The organism is Micromonospora lutea (assembly GCF_016863535.1).
GTDB classification, from domain to species: Bacteria; Actinomycetota; Actinomycetes; order Mycobacteriales; family Micromonosporaceae; genus Micromonospora; species Micromonospora lutea.
Genome location: NZ_BOPB01000026.1, coordinates 103,112 through 127,971, shown reverse-complemented (window position 1 = coordinate 127,971; position 24,860 = coordinate 103,112). Strand labels below are relative to the sequence as shown.

Sequence of the window (24,860 nt, the reverse complement as noted above, 5' to 3'; positions counted from 1 at the left end):
GGTAGCAGCTCTGGGGGGAGCCCACGTGGCAGACATCAATCACTTCGAGTACGGCTGGATCACACCGGCGTTGAGTTACGCCCTGTCGGTGCTCGGTTCGATTCTCGGCCTGGTCTGTGCCGGCCGCATCCGCACCGCCTCCAGCACGGGGCAGAAGCTCTGGTGGGGCAGCCTCGCTGCGTGGGCGCTCGGCGGCACGGCGATCTGGACGATGCACTTCATGGCGATGTTGGGCTTCGCCGTGGACGGAACGCGGATCCGGTACGACGTGCCGATCACGGTCGGCAGCGCGCTGATCGCTGTGGTGGCGGTCGGCATCGGGCTGGCGATCGTGGGCACCGGTCGGCTCTCGGTCGGGCGGATCCTCGGCGGCGGCCTGTTCACCGGCCTCGGGGTGGCGGCGATGCACTACACGGGCATGGCGGCGATGCGGTTGGACGGCCGGCTGCTCTACGACAACCTCCGGGTGGGGTTGTCGGTGTTGATCGCCGTGGTCGCGGCCTCCGTCGCGCTCTGGCTCGCGGTGACCGTCCGCAAGCCGATGGCGATCTTCGCGTCGGCGCTGGTGATGGGCGTGGCGGTCAACGGAATGCACTTCACCGGGATGAGCGCCCTGTCGGTGCACCTGCACGAGGAACCGGCCGAGATCACCGGAGCCGGCGTCGGCACGCTGCTGATCCCGATCGTGCTGCTGGTGATCTTCGGCGTGGTCGGTCTGGTGTACGCGCTGCTCGCCGCACCCGACGACGAGGACAAGGCCGCGCTGGCGTACCTGGACGCCCGGCGGACGGAGCCGTCCACGGCCGCGGCCGGCGGCCCGCCCGACGTCACCGCCCCCGATCCGGTAGGGCTGCGCGCCCGGTCGACGCTGGCCCGCCCCGGCGCCCAGTTTCCGTCCCGCCGGGACCATCCGCCGCGCTGACGGTCGCGGAAAGTGTCGTACCCGGCACGGACCATGTATTCATGGCTGTCCCCGCCCTCACTCCGCGAAACGCCCCGGCGCGCTCGCTGCCCCTTCGCGAGGCGCGCACCCGACTGAGCCAACTCGTCGCCATGGCGGAACTGACCGACACGGTCACGGTGGTCACCCGCGATGGTGATCCTCGGCCGGTCGCCGCGATCGTGCCAGCGGCGGCCGCTCGCACCGTCGCGGAGGCTCGTGCCGATGCCGGGCGCCTGGCCGAGGTCACCGCCGGGTGGTCCCGACGGCTCGACGCCCAGCGGCAGCAGAGCCGTCAACGCCACGCCGCCGAGCTGCGGACGGTGGCCGCGGCGCTGGCCGAGGTCTGGGCCGAGCTGGATCGCCGCTCCCCACCGGGCACCGATCCCGCGCTGACCCGGTTGCGTGCGGCCCACGCCCATCTGCTCGCGGGCTGAGTCGTCCCCGGCCCGGTGCGGGTCTGCGCCGCGCCACCCGACCCGAGCGGAGCCTTGGCGTGCGGCTGAGCCACGACCCGGCTCAGCCGCGCGCCAAGCGGCCCTCGCGTGCCGAGCGCCCCTTGAGCCGGCGGCCCAGTTCGCGGGCAATCTCCCGGTTCGCGTCGCGTTCGGCCAGCGCCTGCCGTTTGTCGTAGGTCCGGCGTCCCTTGGCCAGTGCCAGTTCGAGTTTGGCCCAGCCGCCAGAGAAGTACATCGACAGCGGCACCAGGGTGATCCCGCCTTCGCGGACGCGGTCGAGGATCCGGGCGATCTCCACCCGGCGCAGCAGCAGTTTGCGGGTACGCCGAGGTGCGTGGTTGGTCCAGCTACCGTAGCCGTACTCGGCGATGTGCAGGCCGTACAGCATGATCTCCCCGTCGCGTTCCTGCGCGAAGGCGTCCACCAGCGAGACACGTCCCGCCCGCAGCGACTTGACCTCGGTGCCGGCGAGCACGATGCCGGCCTCGTAGGTCTTGAGCACCGTGTAGTCGTGGCGGGCTCGGCGGTTCGACGCGATCAGGGTCCGCTCGGCGCTGGGGGAGGTGCCCATCCGGGAAGGATAGCCGCGCTGTTCGGCCGCGCGTACCGCGCTCAGGTCAATGCAGCCGGTTCCGCAGCCGGCCGGCCAACTCCGCCACCGCGACCGCGAAGCGCGGATCGGATTCGCCGGGCCAGTGTCCGACGATCGGAGGCGGGACGCTGTCACCGGGAGGCGGAACGACGTCGACCGGGTCGCGTAGCCGGCGGTCCACCCCGTCTGCGGGCCCGGACACGGTTGGCGCTCGACCCGGCCGGTGCGGCGAGAAGACCCAGCCGCCGATCGGGTCGGTGTCCCGCCACAGGTTGATCCACCGCCAGTGGACCCGGTTGCCCACCTCGCAGAGCACCGCCTCGTTGACGTAGGCCGGGAACAGCCGCGTGTAGATCCGGCGCAGCGGTGAGCCGTACGTCAGCAGGGCCAACCGGCTGCACACGTTGGGCGGAAGCTGGAGGATCGTGGCGGCGAGCAGCACGGAGCCGTGGCTGTGCCCGGTGAGCAGCACCCCGTGTCCCTGCCCGGTGAGGTGCACGATCCGGCGGGTCAGCTCCGGGACCGCGCGCTCGGCGTAGCAGGGCGGCGCGAAGGGGTGCGCTGCCCGTGGCCAGAATGTCCCCAGGTCCCACAGCACGCCGACGTACCTGCGGAATTCGGACGTACGGTAGGCGAAGATGCCGCCGACCAGCAGCGCGAGTACGACGGCCGCGATGACGAAACTGCCGACCTGGATGGCGAAGTCGATCGCCGCAGCCGGAATTCCGGTCAACCGCTGCACCGTGGTGTTCGGTGCCAGCTCCAACATGCCGAGCAGGCTGCTGGGCATGCCCACCCCGACGACACAGGCGTAGACCACCGCGATGGTCTCGATCCGCTCGGTGAACCTCGCCCGGGCGATCATCCGCTCGATCTGACGCAGCCGGTATCCGGCGGCCGGCGGTGCGTCGGGGTAGTCGTGTGCGACGGTGGCCCGGGCGGTGCGTATCCGGGCGTGACGGCTGACCAGGATGATGATGACGGCTGACACCAGGGTGGTCGCCGCCGCCACGAGGAACACGAAGACGGCCCATTTGTAACCGAGGGGTGGACTGATCGCCCGGTCATTGCCGACGCTGGCGCGACGGTTGAGCAGGTCGGCGACCCGGTACACGAGGTCCGCGGAGATCGCCACTGCCAGACCGGTGGCGACGGCCGCCATCACGGGCGCACCGAGCCCTCGCAGCGGCCCCGCGTTGAGCCCGTCGTGGCCGATCCCGCGCCTCACCTCGTCGGGCTCGATGCCGACGGCGGGTGTCGGATCGGGACCGGCGCGACGGCGGTCGGACGGTCCGGCACCTCGGGCGGCGCCAGCGGTCGCGGCGTGGCCGCGGCTCACCTGATTCCGATTGAGCAGCGCGCCGGCGCCGAGCGCGAACAGCAGGATCGTCTGGGTGAGGATGGTCAGCCCAACGGCGGTCGCGTAGCCGGGCAGCCCCTCACTGACCCGCCACGGGGTCGGATCGACCGCGACCGCCACCAGCACCACCACGGCCAGTACGCAGGCCAGGGTGCGCAGCCCACGCACGAACCGATCCGCGAACGAGTCGACCGGAACCAGGTCGATCAACGAGTGAACGCAGACCATCACGATGCAGGTCAACAGCAGCGCCCCGGTGACGATGGCCAGGGCCACGCCGAGGTTCGACGGACCCGAGTTGATCCGGGCCGTGACGAGACCGATGCTGAGGGTCATCAGGCCGGCGGCGACATGCAGTGAGCGCAGTCTGCCCACGGTCGGTGCGCCGTCCCACTGGGCTACCGCGCTGAGCTGATGGGCCCCCGAGGCGGTGGCGGAGGTGTGGAAGGCGTCGAAGTCGCGGCCGGGGCGGGCAGCGAGCCGCCAGACCAGCCCGAGCGCAGCCGCCGGTAGAAGTGCGAAGGTGGCCAGCGTCAGACCGGTGGGGCGGTCACCGATCCACGACAGCCAGGGCCGTCCGGCCAGACAGGACGGGTTCGGCATACACCGCCAGGCGATCAGGTCCAACGCCACGCCCATCGCCGCGAGCACGTACAGCATCGTGAGGGTGAGGGCGAGTAGCCGGCAGATCGCCTTCAGTACCGCACCGGAGCTGCTGTCGCGGCGGGTCGGCCTCATCCAGAACGCGACGTTGCAGAGCATGAAGGGCAGCAGGAACATCAGCGACAGGGTCCGGATGGTGGTGCCGGAGGGCAGGTCGCTCCAGCGGTACGCCTCCAGCGTCACGCCCGCCGCGCCCTTGGTGTCCGGATAGCCTGGGCGCGGCCGGTAGAACCCGCCGCTGCGGTCCCCGGCCACCTGGCGACTGTGCGGGCGGTCGAGAATCTGTTCGGCGTTGGCGCCGGAAACCCCGTGCACCCGTAGCTCCACGACGTCGTCGTCCGGCGCCTCCGGTTCGCTGGTCATCGGCACCCCCGGCACGTGTCAACAGACCCGCCCGGCGCAGACCCGGCACGCCGGCGTCCCGGTGCGGCCTCGCCCGTCTACCCGCGCAGCGGCTGGGCACGCCTGCGCGCGGGTAGCCGGGCGAGGCTCAGTGACGCGCGAGGAAGTCAGCCAGGACCTGGGTGTGGGTGGAGAAGGCCAGCTCGGTCGGCTCGGTCACCACCAGCCACTCGGTGGCCTCCGCCGTCGGCGTCGATGGCGGAAGCTCCTCGGCGGGACGTACCGGCAGCTCCCCGAAGATCAGCATGGTGCCGCCGGCCGGCGCGCTGAGGACCGTGATCAGATTCGCCCCGGTCGCGTCGGCGCGCAGCCCGGTCTCCTCGCGCAGCTCGCGGACCAGCGCGTCCTGCCATTGCTCGCCGTACTCGATGAAACCGCCGGGCAGCGCGAGCAGCCCACGGGCGGGTTCGATGTCGCGCCGGACGACGACCACGCCGAGGCCGGTGGCGGTCTGCACCGGCTGCACCGCCACCGCCACCGGCAACGGGTTACGCCAGACCTGCTGACCGCAGGTCGTGCAGAGCCGGGGCCAGCCGGACTGCGGCGGGTAGACCGCGCCACAGTACGAACAATGTGAGTACGCCACGCCGGTCATGCCGCAGCACGTTACCTCGCCCGGCCCGGCGGGTGGTCACCGCCGGACCCGATCAGGACGCGGCTGCGCGGGGACTGCCGATCGCGTCCCGGCGACCCCAGCGTCCGGGGATGTTCAGCAGCTCGATCCGGCCGAAGCTCGACGGGACCGCGGGGCGCACCACCAGATGCTCGCCGTACGGCTCCAACCCGAGAACGGTACGCAGCAGCAGGAACGTGGCGCCGGTCGCGGAGGCCTGGGGGCTGTTCGCGGCCGGGTAGGGCACCGGATAGCGGGTCAACTCGCGCTCGTAGCCGGCGAAGGCTTCCGGCATCCGTCCGGTGAACTGCTGGGACGCCCTGAAGACGGCCTCGGCGATGGCCCCCGCCTCCTTGAGGAAGCCGTAGCGGCGTAGCCCGTAGGCGATCAGTGAGTTGTCGAACGGCCACACCGTACCCACGTGGTAGCCGAGCGGGTTGTAGCTGATTTGCCCGGTGGCCAGCGTCCGTACCCCCCAGCCGGAGAAGAGGCGTGGCCCGAGCAGGTGGTCGGCGACCGCGGCGGCCCGGGACGGGTCCACGATGCCGCTCCACAGCAGGTGCCCCATGTTCGATGCCAGTGCGTCCACCTGGTCGCCGTCGGGGCCGAGCGCCAACGCGAAATACCGGCTGCCGTCGATCCAGAAGTCCCGGTTGAACCGTTGCTTGAGCTCCTCGGCCTGCCGTTCGAGCCGGTCGGCGTACGCCGGGTCGCCCCAGAACTCGCGGGCCAGCCGTGCCCCGCGTCGCTTCGCGTCGTACGCGTAGCCCTGCAACTCGCAGGTGGCGCGCGGTAGTCCGGGCACCCGGCCGTCCTGGTAGCAGATCGCCTCCGGGCTGTCCTTCCAGCAGTGGTTCTGTGCCCCGCTCTCGTCGTTGCGCGGCTGGTACCAGAGATAGCCGTCGCCGCGCAGGTCGCCGTACTCGTCGATCCAGTGCAACGCCGCGCGGGCGGCGTCCTCCAGTTCCCCCACCAGCGCGGCGTCGCCGGTCCAGCGTTCGTACTCGTCGAGCAGCACGACGAACAGCGGTGTCACGTCGGCGGCGCCGTAGTACGGCGACTGGGGGCGATGTTCGAAAGCGGCCAATTCCCCGTACCGGAACTCGTTGAGCATCTTCCCGGGTTCCTCTTCCCGGAAGTCGTCGAGCACCGTGCCCTGGTCCAGGGCGAGCAGACGCAGCGTGGTCGCCGCCATCCGGGGGACGAACGGAAGTGTCTGGAAACAGGTGAGGATGTTGTCGCGTCCGATGATGGTGGCTGACCAGGGCAGCCCGGCGGCGAGCATGGTCTCGTTCGGCAGAGCCAGGGGGGAGAAGCGCAGGCCGGCCAGGTCGACCAGGCCCTGCTGGTACGTCGTGGTCACCTGCTCCCAGTCGCAGCGCAGGCGGGGCGCGTCGGCGAGCCACTGGCTGAGGTCGTCGTCCAGCGGGGCGCCCACTCTGCCCTGCGGATGTCCCAGCCGTTCCCGTACGTCGGCCCCGTCCGGACGTAGCACCCGCGCTTCCACTCGTAGCGTCGTGCTCCACCGCTGCTGCGCGGGGATCTGGATCCGGAAGGTCATCCCGCGTTCGTCCAGCTCGGCCGGCTCGCTGCTCGACACGTCGGTCACCCGGTGGAACTTCTCCCGTCGGTAGCCGAGCCGCAGACCACCGTCCGACACCTTCCGGTAGCCACGCAACGTCGAGTCGTGGGGCCAGACCACGTTGTAGACCGGAGCGAAGTCGCTGTCCACGTCGATGCGCAGCACATAGTCGACGGGTTCGTTTGTGTGGTTGAGCAGGGTCAGGCGCTCGATGAAGGCGCTGTCGGAGATCCACCGGTCGCGGATCACCGAGGCTTTCGCATCGACGTAGTGGGTCGGATTTCCGGGGACGAGAAAGAAGCGGATCTTGTAGTAGCTCGCGTCGTGCACGGCCAGCGGATGCAGTTGCTGCCCGTCAAGGCTCAGCCGCCAGGTGGACAGGAAGCGGGTGTCGAGGGCGAAGAATCCACTCGGGTTGGCGGGGCTGAAGACCATGTCGCCGTTCTCCTCGCTCAGGGCGAAGATGTTGCCGTCGAGGATGCGGACCAGCCCTCTCATCGCGGTTCCCCGTCATCGGTCGCGGACGCCGCCGTGGCCCGCGGGGGGTTCCGGCACTCGGCCGCTGTCCGGGAGTGCCGGCAGTCGGCCACCTCGCGGGGGTGGTAAGCGTTGGGCGGCGGCGCGAACAGCCGCTCCAGGAGCATCACGAGACGGAACTCGCCGTCAGCGGTGAAGTCGTTGCGCAGCCACGCCGACACGGGCTTGACTTCGCCGTACGCCATCCGCAGGAAAAGCTCCTCATCGGTGTAGATCACCGTGTCGACGTCCGGTGCCTCGCCGTGCGCCACGGTGATCTGACCCTGGTCGATGCTGACGGTCCAGTGGTCGACCCGGTCGGGGTAGCGCAGGTCGAAGCGCACGGTGCCGGACACCTGGCGCAGCATCCGCCCCCCACCCTTGACCAGACCGTCGAAGAAGGCGTGCACAGCCTCCGACATGCCGGAACCTCCTACGGCCGTGCCCGGCCGAGGGCTGGCTCCGGGCTGGCCCGAGCCGGCGGCCGGTTCTGGGCTGGCCCGAGCCGGCGGCGAAGCGCCGGTCGAACTCCTCCGCCGTGGTCACTTTAACGGCTTTGGTCCGCTCTAGTGCTGGTTCGTAGACGTCGGTGCCGGTTCGACTGGTGCGGTGGAGATCGGCATTGGTTTCCAGGGCGCCGCCGCCTATGGTTGTTTGATGCGACCCGCCGTGCTGCTCACCCGCGTCGCCGCCGTCATGGCGGCGGCGCCGGTTGTGCTGCGCGGGCAGGCTGCGGCGACCCGGGCGCGTCGAGTTCCGGCGCGGGCTGGTCAGGGCCAGCCCCGCCCCGCCGGTCGGAGCCCTCCGGAGACCGTTCACCGACAGAGTGACGGCCGAGGGCGAAGCGCACAGCTTCGGCCCTTTTTCTTTTTCCGGGAAGGAACCGACATGAGCGAACGGACCGACACCTACGACCAGCAGTGGCTCACCAACCTTGAGCTGACGCTGAACCACGAGTTCGAGGCCCAGACGGCTCGGCTGACGCAACTGACGGCCGACACCGGCGACCCGGCGCAGGCACACACCAACGCCGCGCTGATCGCCGCCACCCGGCAGAGCATCGAACAGATCTCCGGGGCACTGCGACGCCTCACCGCCGGCGGCTACGGTCGCTGCGAGAAGTGCGGGACGGACATCCCTCGGGAGCGCCTGGAAATTCTTCCGCACGCGCGGTTCTGCGTGCCGTGCCAGCAGAAGCAGAACCGCTGACCACGCGACCGGCCGCCGGCCTCACGGGTGCGGCGGCCGGTCCGTGGCCACCTCGGGCGACTCGGGTGTGGCGGACGGTTTGGTGTGCAGACTGGCGGTGACGGTCGCGGTCAGACCGTCGGGTCGGCGGGTCAGCGTCAACGCCCCGGTCAGGTGATGGGCGAGCCAGAGGCCCCGGCCACCCGGGGTGTTCGTCGCCGGCAAGTGCACCGGCAGGTCCCCGCCGCTTTCCTGACCATGATCGGTGACTTCGCAGACGAGCAGGTCGGCCCGCCGGAACAGATCGAGTCGCCCTCGACCCCCGCCGTGCAGCACCGCATTGGTGACCAGTTCGTGCACGGCAAGGACGAGATCCTCGGCCACGTCGCCGGTGAGACCGGCGGTGGCCACCCGCGCGCTGAGCAGGTGCCGCAGCGCCGTCACGGTCTGCGCGGTGAACGGCTCGGACAGCAGCGGGATTGCCTCGTCGCCACCGGGGGAGGGATCGCCGGAATCCCGACCGTCCGGCGATCCGAGGTTGTTCATGCAGGCAGAGTACGTGGTTCCCGGACATCCGCGACCGTTGCAGCGGAGCAACCATCCGACGTCGTTCCGCCATCGGCGTCGGAGCACGGGACCGGCCCAGCGGTCTGCCTCCGCCGCCGGCCGCTCGGCCGGGTCCGCGCCGCCGAACCGGTCGGTGCACCGCCGGGTGTGCGTGTCCACCTGCCCGGCGCGTCAGTCGCCCGTGGTGAGCGGCGCGGACATCGGGAAGGATCTACCCCGAGGCCACCGCAGCGAGGACCACGACAAGGAGACCCGGATGGCGGATTTCGTCGGCGCCGTGGACCAGGGCACCACCAGCACCCGGTTCATGATCTTTGACCACGGTGGCAACGAGGTCGGTCGCCACCAGCTCGAACACCAGCAAATCCTGCCGCGCGCCGGCTGGGTCGAGCACAACCCGCTGGAGATCTGGGAACGCACCCAGACCGTGGTTCGTACGGCGCTGAACACGAACAGCCTGGCCGCGGGTGACCTGGCTGCCCTCGGCATCACCAACCAGCGGGAGACGACGGTGGTGTGGAACCGGCGTACCGGTCGGCCGTACTACAACGCCATCGTCTGGCAGGACACCCGAACCGATCGGATCGCCTCGGCGTTGGAGCGTGACGGGCGCGGCGAGGTCATCCGGCGCAAGGCCGGCCTACCGCCGGCGACCTACTTTTCCGGTGGGAAGATCCAGTGGATTCTGGAGAACGTCGACGGGGTACTGAGCGCCGCCGAACGCGGTGAGGCGATCTTCGGCAACACCGACACCTGGTTGCTCTGGCACCTCACCGGTGGTACCGACGGTGGCGCGCACGTCACCGATCCCACCAACGCCAGCCGAACGATGCTGATGAACCTGGCGACCCTGGACTGGGACGACGAACTGTTGTCGTTCTTCGGCATCCCACGCGCCATGCTGCCCCGGATCGTCCCGTCGTCCGATCCGGACGCCTACGGGGTCACGCTGCCGAACGGCCCGTTCGCCGGCGCCGTCCCGATCACCGGAGATCTGGGCGACCAGCAGGCGGCCACCGTCGGTCAGGTCTGCTTCGCGCCGGGCGAGGCGAAGAACACCTACGGTACGGGCAACTTCATGCTGCTGAACACTGGCTCGGAGATCGTCCGCTCCGAGGCGGGACTGCTCACCACCGTGTGCTACCAGTTCGCCGGCCAACCGCCGGTCTACGCTCTCGAAGGTTCCATCGCCGTCACCGGTTCGGCCGTGCAGTGGCTCCGCGACCAGCTGAAGATCATCAGTAGCGCCGGGCAGAGCGAGGATCTCGCCCGGCAGGTCGACGACAACGGTGGGGTCTACTTCGTACCGGCCTTCTCCGGTCTGTTCGCCCCGTACTGGCGCTCCGACGCCCGGGGCGCGATCGTCGGTCTGTCCCGCTACAACACCGACGGGCACATCGCCCGGGCCACCCTGGAAGCCATCTGCTATCAGAGCCGCGACGTGGCCGAGGCGATGGCGCAGGACTCGGGGGTGACGCTGGAGTGCCTCAAGGTGGACGGCGGCGTCACCGTCAACGACCTGTGCATGCAGTTGCAGGCGGACATTCTCGGGGTGCCGGTCAGCCGGCCGGTGGTCGCCGAGACCACCGCCCTGGGCGCGGCCTACGCGGCCGGGTTGGCCGTCGGGTTCTGGCGGGACACCGAGGAACTGCGGGAGAACTGGAACGAGAGCCGGCGTTGGCAGCCGTCCTGGTCGTCGGAGCAGCGTGCGGTCGGATATGCCGGCTGGCGTAAGGCGGTGCAGCGCACCCTGGATTGGGTCGACGTCGACTGATCGAGCTGGCAGTCCCATCCGATTACTTTTCGGATAATTGATGTCACTGCGTGTCGATGTCGTGGTGCCGGGATGTCCGGTCAGTCTGCTTTAGCATCCCGATGTCCGGCGTCTGCCGGAGGCGCGGACAGGGAGGGCATCCATGCGGATCAAGCGCGCGATCATGGCGGTCGTGGTCGTACTGTCGGCTGGCGTACTGGCTGGCGCGGCGCAGGCGGCGTCACCGTTCACCGTGGTCAACGGCTCGATCCAGCCGGCGACGGGCACGCCGCGGCCGGCGTCGGGCACCCACGCCACGCTGTGGCACAACGCCAGCTACGCCACCATTCCGGTACAGGGCGCGGGTCGCCTGGTCCTCGGTGCGATCGGCGACCACTGCGACGGTTGGCCGATCCTGCGGGTCAGGGTTGATGGGGACCTGGCCGGCGAGGTCACCGTGGCCAGCGCCACCGACTACGGAAGTTATCCAGTCGGCGCGGAGCTGCCGGAGGGCCGGCACGACGTCCGGATCGAGCTGGTCAACGACCGGTACACGGGCACGTGCGATCGCAACGCGCACCTGGCCTACGTGCGGACGCAGCCGCCCCCGACCGCCGACACGAGCTTCACCTTCGCCGTGGTCCCGGACACGCAGGAGGAGGTGCTGACCGCCGACGACGCCCGGCTGCGTCAGCGCGTCGACTGGCTGGTCGCCCAACGCGCCGCCCTTGACCTGCGTTTCGTGGCGCACTCCGGCGACGTGGTCAACTACGACACCCCCGACCACGTGCAGTACGAGCGCGCGCGTGCCGCCCTACGTCCGCTGGAGGCGGCCGGGATGCCGTACACCCTTGCGGTCGGCAATCACGACACCCAGGCGGCTGGTCCGGGCGGGGAGCTGCGCCGTCCCGCCGGGCAGCTGCTGCGCGACACGACGGTGTTCAACCGGTACTTCACGGTTGGACGGTTCGGGGCGGTTGGTGGTCAGTTCGAGGCGGGCAAGGTGGACAACACGTACGCCACCTACACCGCAGGCGGGGTGCGGTGGCTGGTACTGAACCTGGAACTGTGGCCGCGCCGGGCGGCCGTCGCCTGGGCGCAGGCCGTGGTGGCCGCACATCCCCGACACAACGTCGTGATCGTCACCCACCACTACCTGGAGAGCGACGCCACGATCGGGCAGTCGCCCGGTTACGGCTCCACCAGCCCGCAGTACCTCTTCGACAACCTCGTGGCGCGGTACCCCAACGTCCGATTCGTCTTCTCGGGCCACACCGGGACGGCGGCGGCCCGGGTGGACACCGGCGTGCACGGCAACCGGATCCACTCATTCCTGCAGACGTTCCACTCCCGGCGGACCAACCCGGTGCGGCTGGTCGAGATCGACGCGGCGGCGAACTCGCTGCGTACCTGGATCTACGCGCCACACACCGACGAGGAGTTCCCGGCGCACGAGCGCGCGTACGCCGGGATCGGCCTGGTGCGGTGACGCCGTCGGCGGTGGCTCGCGGACGTGTCGCGCGCCACCGCCGATGAACACCAACACCCTGTCTCGAAACTATCTTAGAACTATCTCGTTATCGTCGACCGCGTCAAGATGTCGGTAGACGGTGGCGCGCGAGACGCCGAACTCGGCGGCGATCTCGTCAGCCGAGTGAGTGCCCGCGAGATGCATCCGCTGGGCGGCCCGCACCTGCTCCGGACTCATCGACCGGGGTCGGCCCGGCCGTCGCCGACCCACCCGTCCGGACGGCGCGCCGACGGCGTCGCCGGCCGTCTCCTGCTCGCCGGGCCTCTCCTGCTCGCCGGGCGGTGTCTCACCCAGCAGGCGGCGGACGCCGTCGAGCATGTCGGCCCGGAGCACCGACGCGGGCACGTCGATCAGGAAGACCACCGGGTCGCTGCACATGGCGATCGCCTGGACCGCCCGGACCCGCTCCCGACGGCCGGCGTCCGGGCCGGCGACGATCTCGTTGGCCCGCATCGCGATCTGCATCAGCCGGTGGTAGGTGCTGCCCCGGTCGACAAGTGCGAGATCGTGGAAGAGCATGCCCAGCGGGCCGCGGTGCGCGAGCATCGTGTCCACCCACCCCTCCAGCAGCGTCCATCTCGCCCGACGACCGGGTAGCTGCCCAGCGACGTCGAGCAGTGTCTCCAGGTCGCGAACCAGGGGCTCGGCCAGTGCGGCGAGCAGGTGTGCCTTGCTGGGGAAGTGATAGAGGATGGCAGCCTTGGTCAGCCGCAGCCGCTCGGCGATCTGCCGCAACGAGGTGCGTTGGTAGCCCTGCTCGGAGAAGAGGGTCGACGCGGTGCGCAGGATCCGGCCGCGGGTGCTGTCGGCCTCCTCCCAGGTCATGGCGACAGCGTAGTCGGTCCTGACCGCCGTACGGTGCCGCTCGCGCCGATCCCTTACCATCGGTCAGTGCAGCGGTGCGGCAGACAATGGCGGGAGGCACCCATGTCCGTGATCTCCATCGAGAACCTCGTCAAGACCTTCGGCGGCGTACGCGCGCTCGACGGGCTCGACCTGAGGGTGGAACCGGGGGAGGTGCACGGGTTCCTGGGACCCAACGGGTCGGGCAAGTCCACCACCATCCGGATCCTGCTCGGGCTGTTGCGCCGCGACTCCGGGCAGGTCCGCGTCCTCGACGGCGACCCGTGGCGCGATGCGGTCGCGTTGCACCGACGTCTGGCGTACGTGCCGGGCGACGTCAACCTCTGGCCCAACCTATCCGGAGGAGAGGCGATCGACCTGTTCGGTGCGCTGCGTGGCGGACTGGACGGGCGTCGTCGCGACGAACTGCTGCGACGCTTCGATCTGGACCCGACGAAGAAGTGCCGCACCTACTCGAAGGGCAACCGACAGAAGGTCGCCATCGTCGCCGCCTTCGCCTCGGACGTCGAGCTGTACGTGCTGGACGAGCCCACGTCCGGGCTCGACCCGCTGATGGAGGCGGTGTTCCAGGAGGAGGTCCGCCAGCTCACCCAGGCCGGCGCGAGTGTCCTGCTCTCCAGCCACGTCCTCGCCGAGGTCGAGGCGCTCTGCGACCGGGTCAGCATCATCCGGGAGGGACGGATCGTCGAATCCGGCACCCTCGCCGAGCTGCGGCACCTGGCGCGTACCACCGTCACCGTCGAGACCGGACGTCCGGTGACCGGCCTGGCGGAACTGCCCGGCGTGCACGAGGTCCGCCCGGTCGACGGTCGCGTCCGGCTGGAGGTCGAACCCGAACACCTCGACACCCTCCTGGCCCACCTGGTCCGCTTCGAGGTCCGCGCGCTGACCAGTACCCCGCCCACCCTGGAGGAGTTGTTCCTACGGCACTACGGCGAGGCCACCGACAGTGAGCAGCGACCGGCGGCCGGAGGTACCCGATGAGCGCCTTCACCGGCACCGGCCGGCTCGCCCGGCTCGCGCTGCGTCGCGACCGGGTCCGGCTGGCCATCTGGACGCTGGGCAGCCCCCTGATCGGCTACGCCCTCGCCGAGAGCGTGGCCAGCATCTACCCCGAGGAGCAGAACCGTCTCGGCTACGTCGAGGTGGCCAACAGCAGTGTCGTCGCCCGCGCCTTCAACGGGCCGGTCGCCAGCAGCGATCTCGGTGCCGTGGTGGTCACTGAGACCTACCTGACCCTGGCTGTGCTCACCGCGCTGCTCAGCACCTTCGCCGTGATCCGGCACACCCGCCAGAACGAGGAGACCGGACGCGCCGAGCTGCTCGGTGCCGCCGCCGTCGGCCGGTACGCGCTGCTCACCGCTGCGCTGGTCGTCGTCGTCGGTGCCAACGCGCTGGCCGGGGCGCTGCTCGCGGTCGCCTTCATCGGCGCCGGGCTACCCGCCGCCGGCTCGGTGGCCGCCGCCGCGGCGATCGTCGGCGTCGGTCTCGCCTTCACCGGCGTGGCCGCCGTCACCGCGCAGCTCTCGGTGACCTCCCGGGGCGCCAACGCCCTCGCCGCCGCCGCCGTCGGGGTGGCGTTCCTGCTCCGGGCCACCGGTGACGTGCTGGGTCAGCGTTCCACAGACGGGTTGCGACTGGACAGTGCCTGGCCCACCTGGTTGTCGCCGCTGGGCTGGGGCACCCAGATCCGTGCCTTCGGCGACGAACGGTGGTGGGTGCTCGCGTTACCGGCCGTCCTGCTCATCGCCGGGGTCGCCGCCGCGTACGCGCTGGCCGAACGCCGTGACGTCGGCGCTGGCCTGCTCGCCGCGCGGCGCGGCCCGGCCCGCGCCGCCGCCGGCCTGCTCAGTCCGGCCGGACTGACCTGGCGACTGCACCGGGGCGCGTTGATCGGCTGGGCGGTCGGGGTGGCGGTGCTCGGCCTGGCCATGGGACTGGCCGGCCACGAGGTGGACGACATGATCGCCGACAACCCGGCCGCCGCCGAGGCGATCGCCCAACTCGGTGGCGGAGACGAGCTGGTCGACGCCTTCCTGGCGGCGATGCTCGGACTGTTCGCCCTGACCATCGGGGCGTACGTCGTGCAGGCCCTGCTGCGGGTACGCGGCGACGAGTCCGACGGCATCCTCGAACCGCTGCTCGCCACCGCGATCAGCCGCCACCGGTGGCTGGGCACGCAGGTGGTCGGCGCGGTGCTCGGCGCGCTGGCGTTGATGTTGCTGGCCGGCGTCACCACCGGCCTCGGGTACGGGCTGGCCGCCGGTGACCCGGTCGGTTGGACCGTCGAGCTGACCGGTGCCGCGCTGCTGTGGCTGCCGGCCCTGCTGGTCGTCGCCGGGGTGGTGACCGCGCTGTTCGGAGCGCTGCCGCGCTGGTCGGTCGCGTTGAGCTGGGCGGTGCTGATCGCGTTCCTGCTGCTCGGCCAGTTGGGCGCTGCGCTGGACCTGCCGCAGGCCGCGCTGAACCTCTCCCCGTACACCCACGTGCCGTCGGTGCCCGCCGTCGACGTCACCGTGCTGCCGTTGGTGCTCCTCACCGCCGCAGCCGCCGCCCTGCTGGCCATCGGCCTCATTACCTTCCGCCGCCGCGACACCCCCACCTGAGGTGCAACCTTGATCGTCTGCGATCGGGTGACCCGACACGCCGCTGTTCCGGTCACTCGATTGCAGACGATCAGGAACGCCTACCACACGCGCGAGGGGCGCGCGGGGTTGTCCACAGTGGGCAGGGCTGTCCACAGGGGGCGGCGGGGTGTGCCTGCTCTGGGGCAGGCTCGATCGCTGTGGACGCTCTGCTCCGATCACTCGTCGAGGCTCATGGGGGTGTGGTGACCCGTGCTCGGGCACTTGAGGTGGTACCGCCATGGACGCTGCGGCGGGCGTACCGCAACGGTTGGCTGCGTCGCGTGTTGCCGGCGGTCTATGTCGAAGACTCGTTGCTCGCCGGCCCGGAATCGGCCAGTCTGCTCGCAAGGGTGACACCCGAGGTCGCTCGGCGGGCGGCACTCGCATACGCCGACGGCCGGGCGGCCTTGAGCGCGTTGACCGCGTTGGACGTGTACGGTCTTCGGCCTCAACCAGCCGGTGAGCCGGTGTACCTCGACGTGCCGGCCGGTGTGGGACTACGCAGCAGGACGAACTTGGTGGTGCGGCATCGCACCGGATTCGCGGCGGGACCACCACACGTCGTGGTGCGACGGGGCGTGCCGGTTGTCCGGCTGGAGGAGGCGCTGGCGCACTCGTGGCCGTTGCTGCCCGAGGAGAGCCGCATCGGGCCGATCGTTCGGGCGGTGAACGACCGGATGACCACGGCGTCCCGGCTCCGCAGCGCGATCGCTCCGAAGCTGACCGGGCGGGCGGCGCTGTCCGCACTCGTCGACCGGCTCGACGTCGGCTGCCGCAGCCCGTTGGAGATCTGGGGACATGACCGCGTCTTCACCGGCCCGGAGCTGCCGGTGCTGATGCGTCAGGTACGTGTCCGGGTGGGCAAGCGGACCATGTACCTGGACCTGTTCGCCGAGGAGGAGCGGGTCAACATCGAACTGGACGGTGCCACCTCACACGGCGATCCCCGCCAGCGCGAGATCGACCTGCGGCGCGACGCGTTGCTCGCCACGGTCGGCATCCTGGTGGTCAGGTTCAGCCAGCGACGCCTCGTGCGGGAGCCCGACGAGGTGCGCCGGGAGACCTCCGCGATCCTCGCCGGCCGCCGTCGCTGATCAACGACGGTCAGAGGTCACAGCACCTGGGAGAGGAAGCGGCGCAGGCGGGGGTGCTGCGGCGACTCGAAGACGGCCTGCGGTTCGCCGGCCTCCAGCACCCGTCCGGCGTCCATGAAGGCGACGGTGTCGGCGACCTGACGGGCGAAACCCATCTCGTGGGTGACGACCACCATGGTCATGCCCTGGGCGGAGAGCTCCGCCATCAGCGCCAGCACCCCCTTGACCAGTTCCGGGTCCAGCGCCGAGGTGGCCTCGTCGAAGAGCATCACCTGCGGCTGCATGGCCAGCGCGCGGGCGATGGCCACCCGCTGCTGCTGCCCACCGGAGAGCTGCGCGGGCCGGGCGTCGGCCTTGGCGGCCAGCCCGACCCGGTCGAGTTCGGTCCGGGCCCGGGTCACGGCCTCGTCCTCGCCGAGTTTGCGGATGCGGCGCAACGGCAGGGTGATGTTGCGCAGCACGCTCATGTGGGGGAAGAGGTTGAACTGCTGGAACACCATGCCGATGCGCTGGCGCAGGGCGTCCGGGTCGTCGCGCAGCACGCTGCGCCCGTCCAGCAGCACGTCGCCACGGTCCGGTTCGAGCAGCCGGTTGATGGTGCGCAGCAGGGTTGACTTGCCCGAGCCGGAGGGGCCGATCACACACGCGGTGCCGCCGCGCGTGACGTCCAGATCCACCCCGCGCAGCACCTGGTGACGCCCGAAGGCCAGGTGCACGTCGCGCAGGCTCAGACTGACCGAGGTACTCATCGTTGGTTGCCTCCGGCGGCGCCGGGCAGCGCCAGGTCAAGGTCGTCGGGGTCGTCGTTGGTCGGCGCGGTCGCCGGTCGACCCTGCCGCAGACGCCTGTCGATCCAGTTGACGACGTGGGTCAGCGGCACCGTCAGCACGAGGTAGAACAGGCCCGCCAGCAGCAGCGCCGACTGGTTGCCGGTGTTGGCCGCGTAGTCCTGCCCGATCCGGAACAGCTCCCGCTGGCTGGCCAGCAGGCCGAGGAAGTAGACCAGACTGGAGTCCTTGATCAGGGCGATCAGCTGGTTCACCCAGGCCGGCAGGATCCGCCGGATCCCCTGCGGGATGATCACCCTCCGCATCGCCTCACGCCAGGAGAACCCCAACGCGCGGGCCGCCTCCAACTGGGTGGCCTCCACCGACTGGATGCCGGAGCGGAAGATCTCCCCGAGGTACGCCGAGGCGATCAGGGACAGCGCCAGGATGCCCAGCGGGTACGGGTTGGGTCCCCACACCTGCATGCCCAGGGGCGCCAGCCCGACCCCGATCAGCAGGATCGTCGCCGCCGCTGGCAGGCCCCGGAACACGTCGGTGTACACCCGCGCCGGCCAGCGCAACCAGCGGGTACGCGAGATCCCCGCCACCGCCAGGACGATGCCCATCGCCGAGCCGAGCAGGGCGGCGGTGACCGCCAGGATCAGCGTGTTCGGCAACCCGACGGTGATCATCTCGGGGAGCGCCTCACGCATCGACTCCCAGTCGAAGAACGTCTCCCACAGGGTGCGCAACGGATCCACGGTCAACCTCCGCCCTGCTCGCTGGTCGTCCTACCTCAGGAGGTAGCCGGCACCGTCACGTCACCGCTGCCCGGGGTGAAGTCGGCCGGGATCGGTCGGCCCGGGTAGTACTGCTGCTGAAGGCGGGTCCAGGTGCCGTCGGCGATCACCTCGTCGAGGGCCTTGTTCAGCGCCTCGCGCAGCGCGTCGTTGCCCTTGGCGAAGGCGTACGCGGTGGGTGCCGGGCTGAGTTCCTTCGCGGCGACCGTGATCTTGCCGCCGCTGTCCGCGGCGGTCTTCTCACCGATCTCCGCGGGGGCGATCCACGCGTCCGCGGTGCCGGCCTTGAGCTGGTTGATCGCGCCGTTGTAGTCGGCCACCCGTACCGGGTCCAGGCCCTTGCCGGTGGCGTAGTCGTCCTGGACGGTGCCCTGCACGACCACCACCCGCTTGCCGGGCAGCTCGTCGAAGCTGCGCAACGCCGACCCGGCGGGTACGTCGAGCCCGAAGTAGCCGAAGTCGTACCCGTTGCCGAAGTCGACGGTCTTCTTGCGCGCCTCGGTGATGGTGATCGAGGAGCTGCCGACGTCGAACTTGCGGTTGTTGACCTGGGCGAGCAGCCCCGAGAAGTCGGTGCCGACGAACTCAACCTTCAGGCCGAGCTTGTCAGCGACGGCGACCAGCAGGTCGTTGTCGAAGCCGGTGAACTTGCCGTCCTTGAGGTACACGTTCGGCGGGGCGTCGGTGAGCGTGCCGGCCCGCAGCACTCCCGGCTGGAGCAGCTGGTACGGGTTGTCGGCGGCGTCGCCGGCGGAGTCCGAGCCGCAGGCGGTCAGGGTGGTGGCAGCGAGGATCGCGGCGACGCCGACGGCGGCGGCCCGGCTCAGGGTAGGAAGGAATCGCACAGGTCTCTCCTGGATGAGCGACGGTGGGCACGGACGTGCCGCACCGACGGTCCGCCGGTGGGCGGACCGCTGGGATGGATCGATGACAGGGAGGCCGCCGAACCGTCAGGGTCCGGCGACCGGCGACGCGGTCAGCTACACGCGGCGGTACAAATCCGCATCATGTCGATGTGCCGGCGCTCCGTCAGGTCGAGGCGGATCGCCACGGGAGCGGATCGACTACGGTACGACATGGCTCTCCTCAAGGTCGTGATGACCTGGGGATCCAGGCCACGCTTGCACCGGTGGTCGCTCCGATGCCTGGTCCTCACCCGGGGCACCCCTGCGCGGTGGAGGGTTGCCGGCCAGCGAGCCGGGGCTTGACGCTGGCGCTCATGACCTGCCGCCGAGGCTAGCAGCCCGTGATGGGCCAACGTCCACCCGTTATGACCGGCCTCACTCTGGGGCAACCCAGGCGGAATCGGGTGCGTACACCCGTCGAGGGTGTTGCCGACGAACCGCGTGATCCCTTACGGTCTGGTCAGCGGTGGGCGGTGCGGTCCGCATCCGAAGACACCGCCGGTGGTTCACCACGTGGGCCGGGAGGGTGGAACTCCCAGGCTCGACGCGCGTGGTGGGGTACCGGCGGGCGAACCCCGAACCGTGTGGCGGCGCGTCGAGGCGTCGAGCCGGCGGGCGCGGACATCCACCGGGAGCACCCGTGTATCTCACCCCCCACGAGCAGGACCGCCTGCTCGTTCATGTGGCGGCCGATGTCGCCCGGCGTCGCCGCGAGCGCGGCCTGCGCCTCAACTATCCGGAAGCCGTCGCGGTGATCACCGCTTTCCTGCTCGAAGGGGCGCGCGACGGTGCGTCCGTGGTCGATCTGATGGCCGCCGGCCGTACCGTGCTCAGCCGCGACGACGTGCAGGACGGCATCCCCGAGTTGCTGAGGGAGGTGCAGGTGGAGGCGACGTTCCCGGACGGCACCAAGTTGGTGACGGTGCACCACCCGATCCCGTGATCCCCGGGGAGATCCTGCCGGCGACCGGACCCGTCGAGATCAACGCCGGGCGGCCGGTGACGGTGGTGACGGTGGTCAACACTGGTGACCGGCCGGTGCAGGTCGGGTCGCACTACCACTTCGCCGAGGCCAACCCGGCGCTGGACTTCGATCGGGACGCCGCCTGGGGGCAGCGGCTCGCCGTACCGGCCGGGACCTCGGTGCGTTTCGAGCCGGGCGTGAGCCGCCCGGTGGATCTGGTGCCGCTGGGTGGCGCACGGATCGTGCCGGGTCTGCGTGGCGAGTGCGCGGGAGCGCTGGACGAAGGACGGACGGCATGAGCACCGTGGACCGGGACCGGTACGTCGCCCTGTACGGACCCAGCACCGGCGACCGGATCCGGCTGGCCGACACCAACCTGTTGATCGAGGTCGAGCACGACCACTGTGCCGGCGGCGACGAGGCGGTCTTCGGCGGCGGCAAGGTGATCCGCGAGTCGATGGGCCAGTCCCGGGCGACCCGCGCCGAAGGCGCGCTGGACACCGTCATCACCGGGGCGGTCGTCCTCGACCACTGGGGGGTGGTGAAGGCCGACGTGGGCTTGCGGGACGGCCGGATCGTGGCGCTGGGTCGGGCCGGCAATCCGGACACCATGGACGGTGTCCATCCGGAGCTGGTCATCGGCCCGGCCACCGAGGTGATTGCCGGCAACGGCCGGATCCTCACCGCCGGGGCGGTCGACACCCACGTGCACTTCATCTGCCCACAGATCGTCACCGAGGCCCTCGCCAGCGGGGTCACCACGCTGGTCGGCGGTGGCACCGGCCCGGCCGAGGGTACCCGGGCCACCACCGTCACCCCGAACGCCTGGCACCTGGCCCGGATGCACGAGGCCCTTGACACGTTTCCGGTCAACGTCCTGCTGCTCGGCAAGGGCAACACCGTCTCCGAGGAGGCGCTGTGGGAGCAGCTGCGAGCCGGGGCGGGCGGCTTCAAGCTGCACGAGGACTGGGGCACCACCCCAGCGGCGATCGACGCCTGCCTGCGGGTGGCGGACGCCTCCGGCGTGCAGGTCTCCATCCACACCGACACCCTGAACGAGGCCGGGTTCGTCGCCGACACGCTGCGCGCGATCGGCGGTCGGGCGATCCACTCGTACCACACCGAGGGTGCCGGTGGCGGGCACGCGCCGGACATCATCACCGTCGCCGGTGAGCCGAACGTGCTGCCCTCGTCGACCAACCCGACCCGCCCGTACACCCGCAACACCCTCGCCGAGCACCTCGACATGCTGATGGTCTGCCACCACCTCAACCCGGCGGTGCCGGAGGATCTGGCCTTCGCCGAAAGCCGGATCCGGCCATCCACGATGGCCGCCGAGGACCTGCTGCACGACCTCGGCGCGATCTCCATCATCGGCTCCGACTCGCAGGCGATGGGCCGGATCGGGGAGATCGTGCTGCGTACCTGGCAGAGCGCGCACGTGATGAAGGCCAGGGTGGGCACGCTGCCCGGCGACGGCGCCGCCGACAACCACCGGGCCCGCCGGTACGTCGCGAAGTACACCATCTGCGCGGCGATGGCCAACGGTCTCGACCACGAGATCGGGTCGGTGGAGCCGGGTAAGCTCGCCGACCTGGTGCTGTGGGAGCCGGCCTTCTTCGGCGTACGCCCGCACCTGGTCATCAAGGGCGGCATGATCGCGTACGCCCAGCTGGGTGACGCGAACGCCTCGATCCCGACCCCGCAGCCGATGCTGCCCCGGCCGATGTTCGGCGCGTACGGCGGTGCGGCCGCCGCCACCAGCCTGGCCTTCGTGGCCCCCGCCGCGCTGGAGGCCGGACTGCGGCTGGACGTGCGACGCCGGGTGGTGCCGGTGACCGACGTGCGGTCCCGGGGCAAGACGGATCTGCCGGAGAACGGCGCGCTGCCGCGGATCGAGGTCGACCCGGACACCTTCACCGTCCGCATCGACGGCGTGGTGGTCGAACCCGACCCGGTGGCCGAACTGCCCATGGCCCAGCGCTACTTCCTGTTCTGATGGCCACCCCGACGATGCTGCTGCTCCTCGCCGATGGGCGCTTCCCGGCCGGGGCGCACGCCCACTCCGCCGGGTTGGAGGCGGCCGTCGCCGCCGGTCGGGTCAGGGATCTCGCCACGCTGGGGGAGTACCTGCGCGGGCGGCTCGCCACCGCCGGCCTGGTCGCGGCGGCCTTCGCCGCGGCATCCTGCCGGGCGGCCAGCGGCTCCCCGGGCCCGTCGGCGGTCGACGGCCACCGACCGGCGGAGCTCACCCACCTCGGTGTCGCGCGTCGCGCCGCGCTCGCCCGGCTCGACGCCGAGTTGGACGCCCGGACCGCCTCGCCGGCCCAGCGGACGGTCTCCCGCCGGCAGGGCCGGGCGCTGCGCCGGGCGGGCCGGGAGATCTGGCCGCAGGCGACCTTCGACGACCTGCCCGCCACCTCGGACGGTCCGCACCAGCCGCTGGTGCTGGGGCTGGTCGGCGTCGCCGCCGGTCTCGAACCGGGACAGGTGGCCACGGTCGCCGCCTACGCGACGGTGACCGGTTCGGCCAGCGCCGCCGTACGTCTGCTCGGCCTGGACCCGTACCAGGTCCAGGCACTGCTGGTGCGGCTCGCCGGAGACTGCGACGCCGTCGCGGCGCGGGCGGCGCGGGCCGCCGAACAACCACCGGAACGGCTGCCGGCCGCCGCCGCTCCGCTCGCCGACATCCATGCCGAAGCGCATGTCACCTGGGAGGTGCGTCTCTTTGCGTCCTGAATTCGACCACGACGAGTCCGTTCCCCACACCCACCCCGAGCCGGGGGTCGACCCGCACGCCCCGCTGCCCGCCGCGGCGCGGGCGCTGCGGGTCGGCATCGGAGGGCCGGTCGGCTCCGGCAAGACCGCACTGGTCGCGGCGCTGTGCCGGGCCTTCGCCGACGAGCTGCGGCTCGGTGTGGTGACCAACGACATCTACACCACCGAGGACGCCGACTTCCTCAAGCGGGCCGGGGTGCTCGACCCCGCTCGGATCCGGGCGGTCGAGACGGGCTGCTGCCCGCACACCGCCATCCGCGACGACATCGGCGCGAACCTCGACGCCATCGACGAACTGATCGAGGCGCTGGGACCACTGGATCTGGTGCTGGTGGAGAGTGGCGGCGACAACCTGACCGCCACGTTCAGCCGAGGGTTGGTCGACCGGCAGATCTTCGTGGTGGACGTGGCCGGCGGTGACAAGGTGCCCCGCAAGGGCGGCCCCGGGGTGACCGCCGCCGACCTGCTGGTCATCAACAAGACGGACCTGGCATCGATGGTCGGTGCCGACCTGTCGGTGATGGACCGCGACGCGCGTGCCCGCCGGGGCGACCTGCCCACGGTGTTCCAGTCGATCACCGAGGACCCGCTGGCGACCCGGGTCGCCGGCTGGATCCGTCACGAACTGGCCCACCACCGGTCCGCGACCGCGCACGCGGACCACCCGGTACCCGCCGGGCAGGCCTGATGCGGGCCACCGCCCGGCTGGTGGCCCGCGCCGACCGGCACGGCCGCACCACCCTGGCCGAGCTGCGCGGGGAGAGCCCGCTGCTGCTGCGCCAGGTCCCGGCGTCGGACGGTGGCGTCACGGTGTACGTCGTCGGCGGTGCGGCCGGGCCGCTCGCCGGCGACGACCTGCGGCTGGAGATCGAGGTCGACCAGGGCGCGCGCGTCCGGGTGCACACCGTGGCCGCCTCGATCGCGCTGCCCGGTCGCCCCGGCGCGGTGTCCCGGATGCTGGTCCGGGCGAGCGTGTCGGAGCAGGCCGTCCTGCACTGGCTACCCGAGCAACTGGTCGCGGCGGCGGGCTGCGCGCATGTGGCCGACGCGCAAGTCGACGTTGCGGCGGGCGGCACGCTGCACTGGCGCGACGAGCTGATCTGCGGCCGGCACGGCGAGCAGCCGGGCGACGTCGAGATCAACACGTGGGTCGATCTGGCCGGCCGGCCATTGCTGCGGCAGTCCCTGGCGGTCGGGCCGAACGCGCCCGGCTGGGCCGGTCCGGCGGTGCTGGCCGGTGCACCGGCCACCGGCTCGCTGCTGGTCGTGGACCCGACCCGGCCACCCGAGCCACCGGCGGTGTGGCCGACCCACGCCCGGCTGCCGCTGGCCGGTGGCCCGGCGACCCTGTGGAGCGCCACCGCACCGGACGCGCACACCCTCCGGCGGTACCTCGAACCGGATACCAGGACCGCGGAACTGCTCGGTGTCAGACCGGAGTCGGGGCGCGGCGACTGTGCAGACGGGTGATCAGGGCATCGAGCAGCCCGGCCAGGTCGCCGTCTCTCGACGTGTCGAACTCGGCCAGGTCGGTGCGGATGTCCGCGTCGATCCGCTCGTGCTCGCGGCGGCCCCGGGCGGTGAGGTAGGCGCGGATGCGACGGCGGTCGAGCGGGTCGACCCGGCGGAACACGAGGTTGCGGTCGACGAGCTGGTCGACCAGCTTGGTCAGGGTGCCGGGCGGCAGCGACGTTTCGGCGGCGACCTCGCTCATCGGGTGCCCGAGGCCGTCGGCGAGCAGGCAGAGCACCCGCCACGCCTCGATGCTGAGCGACTCGGTGGCGAGCACTGCGCCGACCCGGCGCGAGAGCAGCCGCTCGGCGCGGGTCAGCAGGGGTAGCAGGTCGGCTGCGGAATGGGGCAGGTCTGACATGGCACTCCCGCCTCGCGAGTTGC

25 protein-coding genes and 1 riboswitch are annotated in these 24,860 nt (G+C 71.1%); of the genes, 14 read left to right on the top strand and 11 right to left on the bottom strand.

Translation table 11 applies throughout. From position 1 onward, the window contains the following. Positions 1 to 25: 25 nt before the first annotated feature. Together Vlu01_RS21540 and Vlu01_RS21535 are read left to right on the top strand one after the other, a co-directional pair. Positions 26 to 922, top strand: coding sequence for an MHYT domain-containing protein (locus Vlu01_RS21540; RefSeq protein ID WP_204002473.1), 897 nt, complete (start codon positions 26 to 28; stop codon positions 920 to 922). Between the two features lie 41 nt (positions 923 to 963). Then, positions 964 to 1,377, top strand: a complete 414-nt coding sequence (locus tag Vlu01_RS21535; RefSeq protein ID WP_204002471.1) for a type II toxin-antitoxin system Phd/YefM family antitoxin — start codon at positions 964 to 966, stop codon at positions 1,375 to 1,377. A gap of 82 nt (positions 1,378 to 1,459) precedes the next feature. Here Vlu01_RS21535 and smpB read toward each other — a convergent pair whose 3' ends face one another. The 5 genes from smpB to Vlu01_RS21510 all read right to left on the bottom strand — a co-directional run bounded on the left by smpB (position 1,460) and on the right by Vlu01_RS21510 (position 7,548). Then, on the bottom strand, positions 1,460 to 1,969 hold the full coding sequence (gene smpB, locus Vlu01_RS21530) for an SsrA-binding protein SmpB (protein WP_204002470.1): 510 nt from the start codon (positions 1,967 to 1,969) through the stop codon (positions 1,460 to 1,462). A 46-nt stretch (positions 1,970 to 2,015) separates the two neighbouring features. Then, positions 2,016 to 4,376 carry a hypothetical protein gene (locus Vlu01_RS21525; protein WP_204002465.1) on the bottom strand — a complete coding sequence of 787 codons (2,361 nt, stop codon included), beginning with the start codon at positions 4,374 to 4,376 and terminating at the stop codon, positions 2,016 to 2,018. A 127-nt stretch (positions 4,377 to 4,503) separates the two neighbouring features. Beyond that, on the bottom strand, positions 4,504 to 5,010 hold the full coding sequence (locus Vlu01_RS21520) for an NUDIX domain-containing protein (RefSeq protein ID WP_204002462.1): 507 nt from the start codon (positions 5,008 to 5,010) through the stop codon (positions 4,504 to 4,506). A gap of 52 nt (positions 5,011 to 5,062) precedes the next feature. Further along, positions 5,063 to 7,108 (bottom strand): amylo-alpha-1,6-glucosidase, encoded by a 2,046-nt coding sequence (locus Vlu01_RS21515; protein ID WP_204002459.1) that lies wholly within the window; start codon positions 7,106 to 7,108, stop codon positions 5,063 to 5,065. Then, the gene (locus Vlu01_RS21510) at positions 7,105 to 7,548 is read right to left on the bottom strand and encodes an SCP2 sterol-binding domain-containing protein (protein ID WP_204002456.1); all 444 of its coding nucleotides are present in this window, start codon (positions 7,546 to 7,548) and stop codon (positions 7,105 to 7,107) included. Before Vlu01_RS21510 ends, Vlu01_RS21515 begins: the two co-directional genes overlap by 4 nt. 466 nt (positions 7,549 to 8,014) lie before the next feature. Here Vlu01_RS21510 and Vlu01_RS21505 point away from each other — a divergent pair, with 466 nt between their 5' ends. Then, a complete protein-coding gene (locus Vlu01_RS21505) occupies positions 8,015 to 8,335 on the top strand; it encodes a TraR/DksA family transcriptional regulator (RefSeq protein WP_204002454.1) in 321 nt (106 codons plus the stop codon). Positions 8,336 to 8,356: 21 nt separating this feature from the next. Here the strand turns inward: Vlu01_RS21505 and Vlu01_RS21500 are convergent, their stop codons facing one another. Then, positions 8,357 to 8,860: an ATP-binding protein gene (locus Vlu01_RS21500; RefSeq protein ID WP_204002452.1), complete on the bottom strand. Its 504-nt coding sequence runs from the start codon at positions 8,858 to 8,860 to the stop codon at positions 8,357 to 8,359. 277 nt (positions 8,861 to 9,137) lie between these two features. Here Vlu01_RS21500 and glpK point away from each other — a divergent pair, with 277 nt between their 5' ends. Next, a complete protein-coding gene (glpK, locus tag Vlu01_RS21495) occupies positions 9,138 to 10,655 on the top strand; it encodes a glycerol kinase GlpK (RefSeq protein WP_204002450.1) in 1,518 nt (505 codons plus the stop codon). A 142-nt stretch (positions 10,656 to 10,797) separates the two neighbouring features. After that, positions 10,798 to 12,123 carry a metallophosphoesterase gene (locus tag Vlu01_RS21490; protein WP_204002448.1) on the top strand — a complete coding sequence of 442 codons (1,326 nt, stop codon included), beginning with the start codon at positions 10,798 to 10,800 and terminating at the stop codon, positions 12,121 to 12,123. Positions 12,124 to 12,192: 69 nt separating this feature from the next. On the opposite strand, the gene Vlu01_RS21485 is transcribed toward Vlu01_RS21490, so the two are convergent. After that, entirely contained in the window at positions 12,193 to 12,990 is a 798-nt protein-coding gene (locus Vlu01_RS21485) for a TetR family transcriptional regulator (protein WP_204002446.1), read from the bottom strand. 102 nt (positions 12,991 to 13,092) lie between these two features. Here Vlu01_RS21485 and Vlu01_RS21480 point away from each other — a divergent pair, with 102 nt between their 5' ends. The 3 genes from Vlu01_RS21480 to Vlu01_RS21470 all read left to right on the top strand — a co-directional run bounded on the left by Vlu01_RS21480 (position 13,093) and on the right by Vlu01_RS21470 (position 16,750). Further along, positions 13,093 to 14,013 (top strand): ABC transporter ATP-binding protein, encoded by a 921-nt coding sequence (locus Vlu01_RS21480; protein ID WP_204002444.1) that lies wholly within the window; start codon positions 13,093 to 13,095, stop codon positions 14,011 to 14,013. Next, complete coding sequence (locus tag Vlu01_RS21475; RefSeq protein WP_204002441.1) at positions 14,010 to 15,635, top strand: ABC transporter permease; 1,626 nt, start codon at positions 14,010 to 14,012, stop codon at positions 15,633 to 15,635. Before Vlu01_RS21480 ends, Vlu01_RS21475 begins: the two co-directional genes overlap by 4 nt. 179 nt (positions 15,636 to 15,814) lie before the next feature. Continuing rightward, on the top strand, positions 15,815 to 16,750 hold the full coding sequence (locus tag Vlu01_RS21470) for a DUF559 domain-containing protein (RefSeq protein ID WP_204002438.1): 936 nt from the start codon (positions 15,815 to 15,817) through the stop codon (positions 16,748 to 16,750). Positions 16,751 to 16,767: 17 nt separating this feature from the next. Here the strand turns inward: Vlu01_RS21470 and Vlu01_RS21465 are convergent, their stop codons facing one another. The 3 genes from Vlu01_RS21465 to Vlu01_RS21455 are packed head-to-tail and all read right to left on the bottom strand — an operon-like array spanning position 16,768 to position 19,162. Next, a complete protein-coding gene (locus tag Vlu01_RS21465; RefSeq protein WP_204002435.1) occupies positions 16,768 to 17,499 on the bottom strand; it encodes an amino acid ABC transporter ATP-binding protein in 732 nt (243 codons plus the stop codon). After that, positions 17,496 to 18,278, bottom strand: a complete 783-nt coding sequence (locus tag Vlu01_RS21460; RefSeq protein ID WP_204002432.1) for an amino acid ABC transporter permease — start codon at positions 18,276 to 18,278, stop codon at positions 17,496 to 17,498. Before Vlu01_RS21460 ends, Vlu01_RS21465 begins: the two co-directional genes overlap by 4 nt. A gap of 35 nt (positions 18,279 to 18,313) precedes the next feature. Continuing rightward, entirely contained in the window at positions 18,314 to 19,162 is an 849-nt protein-coding gene (locus tag Vlu01_RS21455; protein WP_204002430.1) for an ABC transporter substrate-binding protein, read from the bottom strand. Positions 19,163 to 19,429: 267 nt separating this feature from the next. Further along, positions 19,430 to 19,542, bottom strand: a riboswitch (SAM riboswitch). Positions 19,543 to 19,862: 320 nt separating this feature from the next. Between Vlu01_RS21455 and Vlu01_RS21450 the strand changes: the two genes are divergently transcribed. The 6 genes from Vlu01_RS21450 to Vlu01_RS21425 are packed head-to-tail and all read left to right on the top strand — an operon-like array spanning position 19,863 to position 24,434. Then, entirely contained in the window at positions 19,863 to 20,165 is a 303-nt protein-coding gene (locus Vlu01_RS21450) for an urease subunit gamma (RefSeq protein ID WP_164446929.1), read from the top strand. Continuing rightward, the gene (locus tag Vlu01_RS21445; RefSeq protein WP_204002428.1) at positions 20,162 to 20,485 is read left to right on the top strand and encodes an urease subunit beta; all 324 of its coding nucleotides are present in this window, start codon (positions 20,162 to 20,164) and stop codon (positions 20,483 to 20,485) included. Before Vlu01_RS21450 ends, Vlu01_RS21445 begins: the two co-directional genes overlap by 4 nt. Then, on the top strand, positions 20,482 to 22,185 hold the full coding sequence (locus Vlu01_RS21440; protein WP_204002419.1) for an urease subunit alpha: 1,704 nt from the start codon (positions 20,482 to 20,484) through the stop codon (positions 22,183 to 22,185). Before Vlu01_RS21445 ends, Vlu01_RS21440 begins: the two co-directional genes overlap by 4 nt. Then, positions 22,185 to 22,925 carry an urease accessory protein UreF gene (locus tag Vlu01_RS21435; protein ID WP_204002417.1) on the top strand — a complete coding sequence of 247 codons (741 nt, stop codon included), beginning with the start codon at positions 22,185 to 22,187 and terminating at the stop codon, positions 22,923 to 22,925. The genes Vlu01_RS21440 and Vlu01_RS21435 overlap by 1 nt, the downstream gene beginning before the upstream one ends. Beyond that, a complete protein-coding gene (gene ureG / locus Vlu01_RS21430; RefSeq protein ID WP_308440968.1) occupies positions 22,915 to 23,652 on the top strand; it encodes an urease accessory protein UreG in 738 nt (245 codons plus the stop codon). Before Vlu01_RS21435 ends, ureG begins: the two co-directional genes overlap by 11 nt. After that, positions 23,652 to 24,434 (top strand): urease accessory protein UreD, encoded by a 783-nt coding sequence (locus Vlu01_RS21425; RefSeq protein ID WP_204002413.1) that lies wholly within the window; start codon positions 23,652 to 23,654, stop codon positions 24,432 to 24,434. The genes ureG and Vlu01_RS21425 overlap by 1 nt, the downstream gene beginning before the upstream one ends. Here the strand turns inward: Vlu01_RS21425 and Vlu01_RS21420 are convergent. Beyond that, entirely contained in the window at positions 24,394 to 24,837 is a 444-nt protein-coding gene (locus Vlu01_RS21420; protein ID WP_204002411.1) for a MarR family winged helix-turn-helix transcriptional regulator, read from the bottom strand. The two genes, Vlu01_RS21425 and Vlu01_RS21420, sit on opposite strands and share 41 nt — an antisense overlap. Between the last annotated feature and the right edge of the window lie 23 nt (positions 24,838 to 24,860).

Excerpts from the sequence above, each read along its gene's own strand:
- Vlu01_RS21535 (WP_204002471.1), top strand. The coding sequence starts at position 964 with ATGGCTGTCCCCGCCCTCACTCCGCGAAACGCCCCGGCGCGCTCGCTG.
- smpB (WP_204002470.1), bottom strand. The coding sequence starts at position 1,969 with ATGGGCACCTCCCCCAGCGCCGAGCGGACCCTGATCGCGTCGAACCGC.
- Vlu01_RS21525 (WP_204002465.1), bottom strand. The coding sequence starts at position 4,376 with ATGACCAGCGAACCGGAGGCGCCGGACGACGACGTCGTGGAGCTACGG.
- Vlu01_RS21520 (WP_204002462.1), bottom strand. The coding sequence starts at position 5,010 with ATGACCGGCGTGGCGTACTCACATTGTTCGTACTGTGGCGCGGTCTAC.
- Vlu01_RS21515 (WP_204002459.1), bottom strand. The coding sequence starts at position 7,108 with ATGAGAGGGCTGGTCCGCATCCTCGACGGCAACATCTTCGCCCTGAGC.
- Vlu01_RS21510 (WP_204002456.1), bottom strand. The coding sequence starts at position 7,548 with ATGTCGGAGGCTGTGCACGCCTTCTTCGACGGTCTGGTCAAGGGTGGG.
- Vlu01_RS21505 (WP_204002454.1), top strand. The coding sequence starts at position 8,015 with ATGAGCGAACGGACCGACACCTACGACCAGCAGTGGCTCACCAACCTT.
- Vlu01_RS21500 (WP_204002452.1), bottom strand. The coding sequence starts at position 8,860 with ATGAACAACCTCGGATCGCCGGACGGTCGGGATTCCGGCGATCCCTCC.
- glpK (WP_204002450.1), top strand. The coding sequence starts at position 9,138 with ATGGCGGATTTCGTCGGCGCCGTGGACCAGGGCACCACCAGCACCCGG.
- Vlu01_RS21490 (WP_204002448.1), top strand. The coding sequence starts at position 10,798 with ATGCGGATCAAGCGCGCGATCATGGCGGTCGTGGTCGTACTGTCGGCT.
- Vlu01_RS21485 (WP_204002446.1), bottom strand. The coding sequence starts at position 12,990 with ATGACCTGGGAGGAGGCCGACAGCACCCGCGGCCGGATCCTGCGCACC.
- Vlu01_RS21480 (WP_204002444.1), top strand. The coding sequence starts at position 13,093 with ATGTCCGTGATCTCCATCGAGAACCTCGTCAAGACCTTCGGCGGCGTA.
- Vlu01_RS21475 (WP_204002441.1), top strand. The coding sequence starts at position 14,010 with ATGAGCGCCTTCACCGGCACCGGCCGGCTCGCCCGGCTCGCGCTGCGT.
- Vlu01_RS21465 (WP_204002435.1), bottom strand. The coding sequence starts at position 17,499 with ATGAGTACCTCGGTCAGTCTGAGCCTGCGCGACGTGCACCTGGCCTTC.
- Vlu01_RS21440 (WP_204002419.1), top strand. The coding sequence starts at position 20,482 with ATGAGCACCGTGGACCGGGACCGGTACGTCGCCCTGTACGGACCCAGC.
- Vlu01_RS21435 (WP_204002417.1), top strand. The coding sequence starts at position 22,185 with ATGGCCACCCCGACGATGCTGCTGCTCCTCGCCGATGGGCGCTTCCCG.
- Vlu01_RS21425 (WP_204002413.1), top strand. The coding sequence starts at position 23,652 with ATGCGGGCCACCGCCCGGCTGGTGGCCCGCGCCGACCGGCACGGCCGC.
- Vlu01_RS21420 (WP_204002411.1), bottom strand. The coding sequence starts at position 24,837 with ATGTCAGACCTGCCCCATTCCGCAGCCGACCTGCTACCCCTGCTGACC.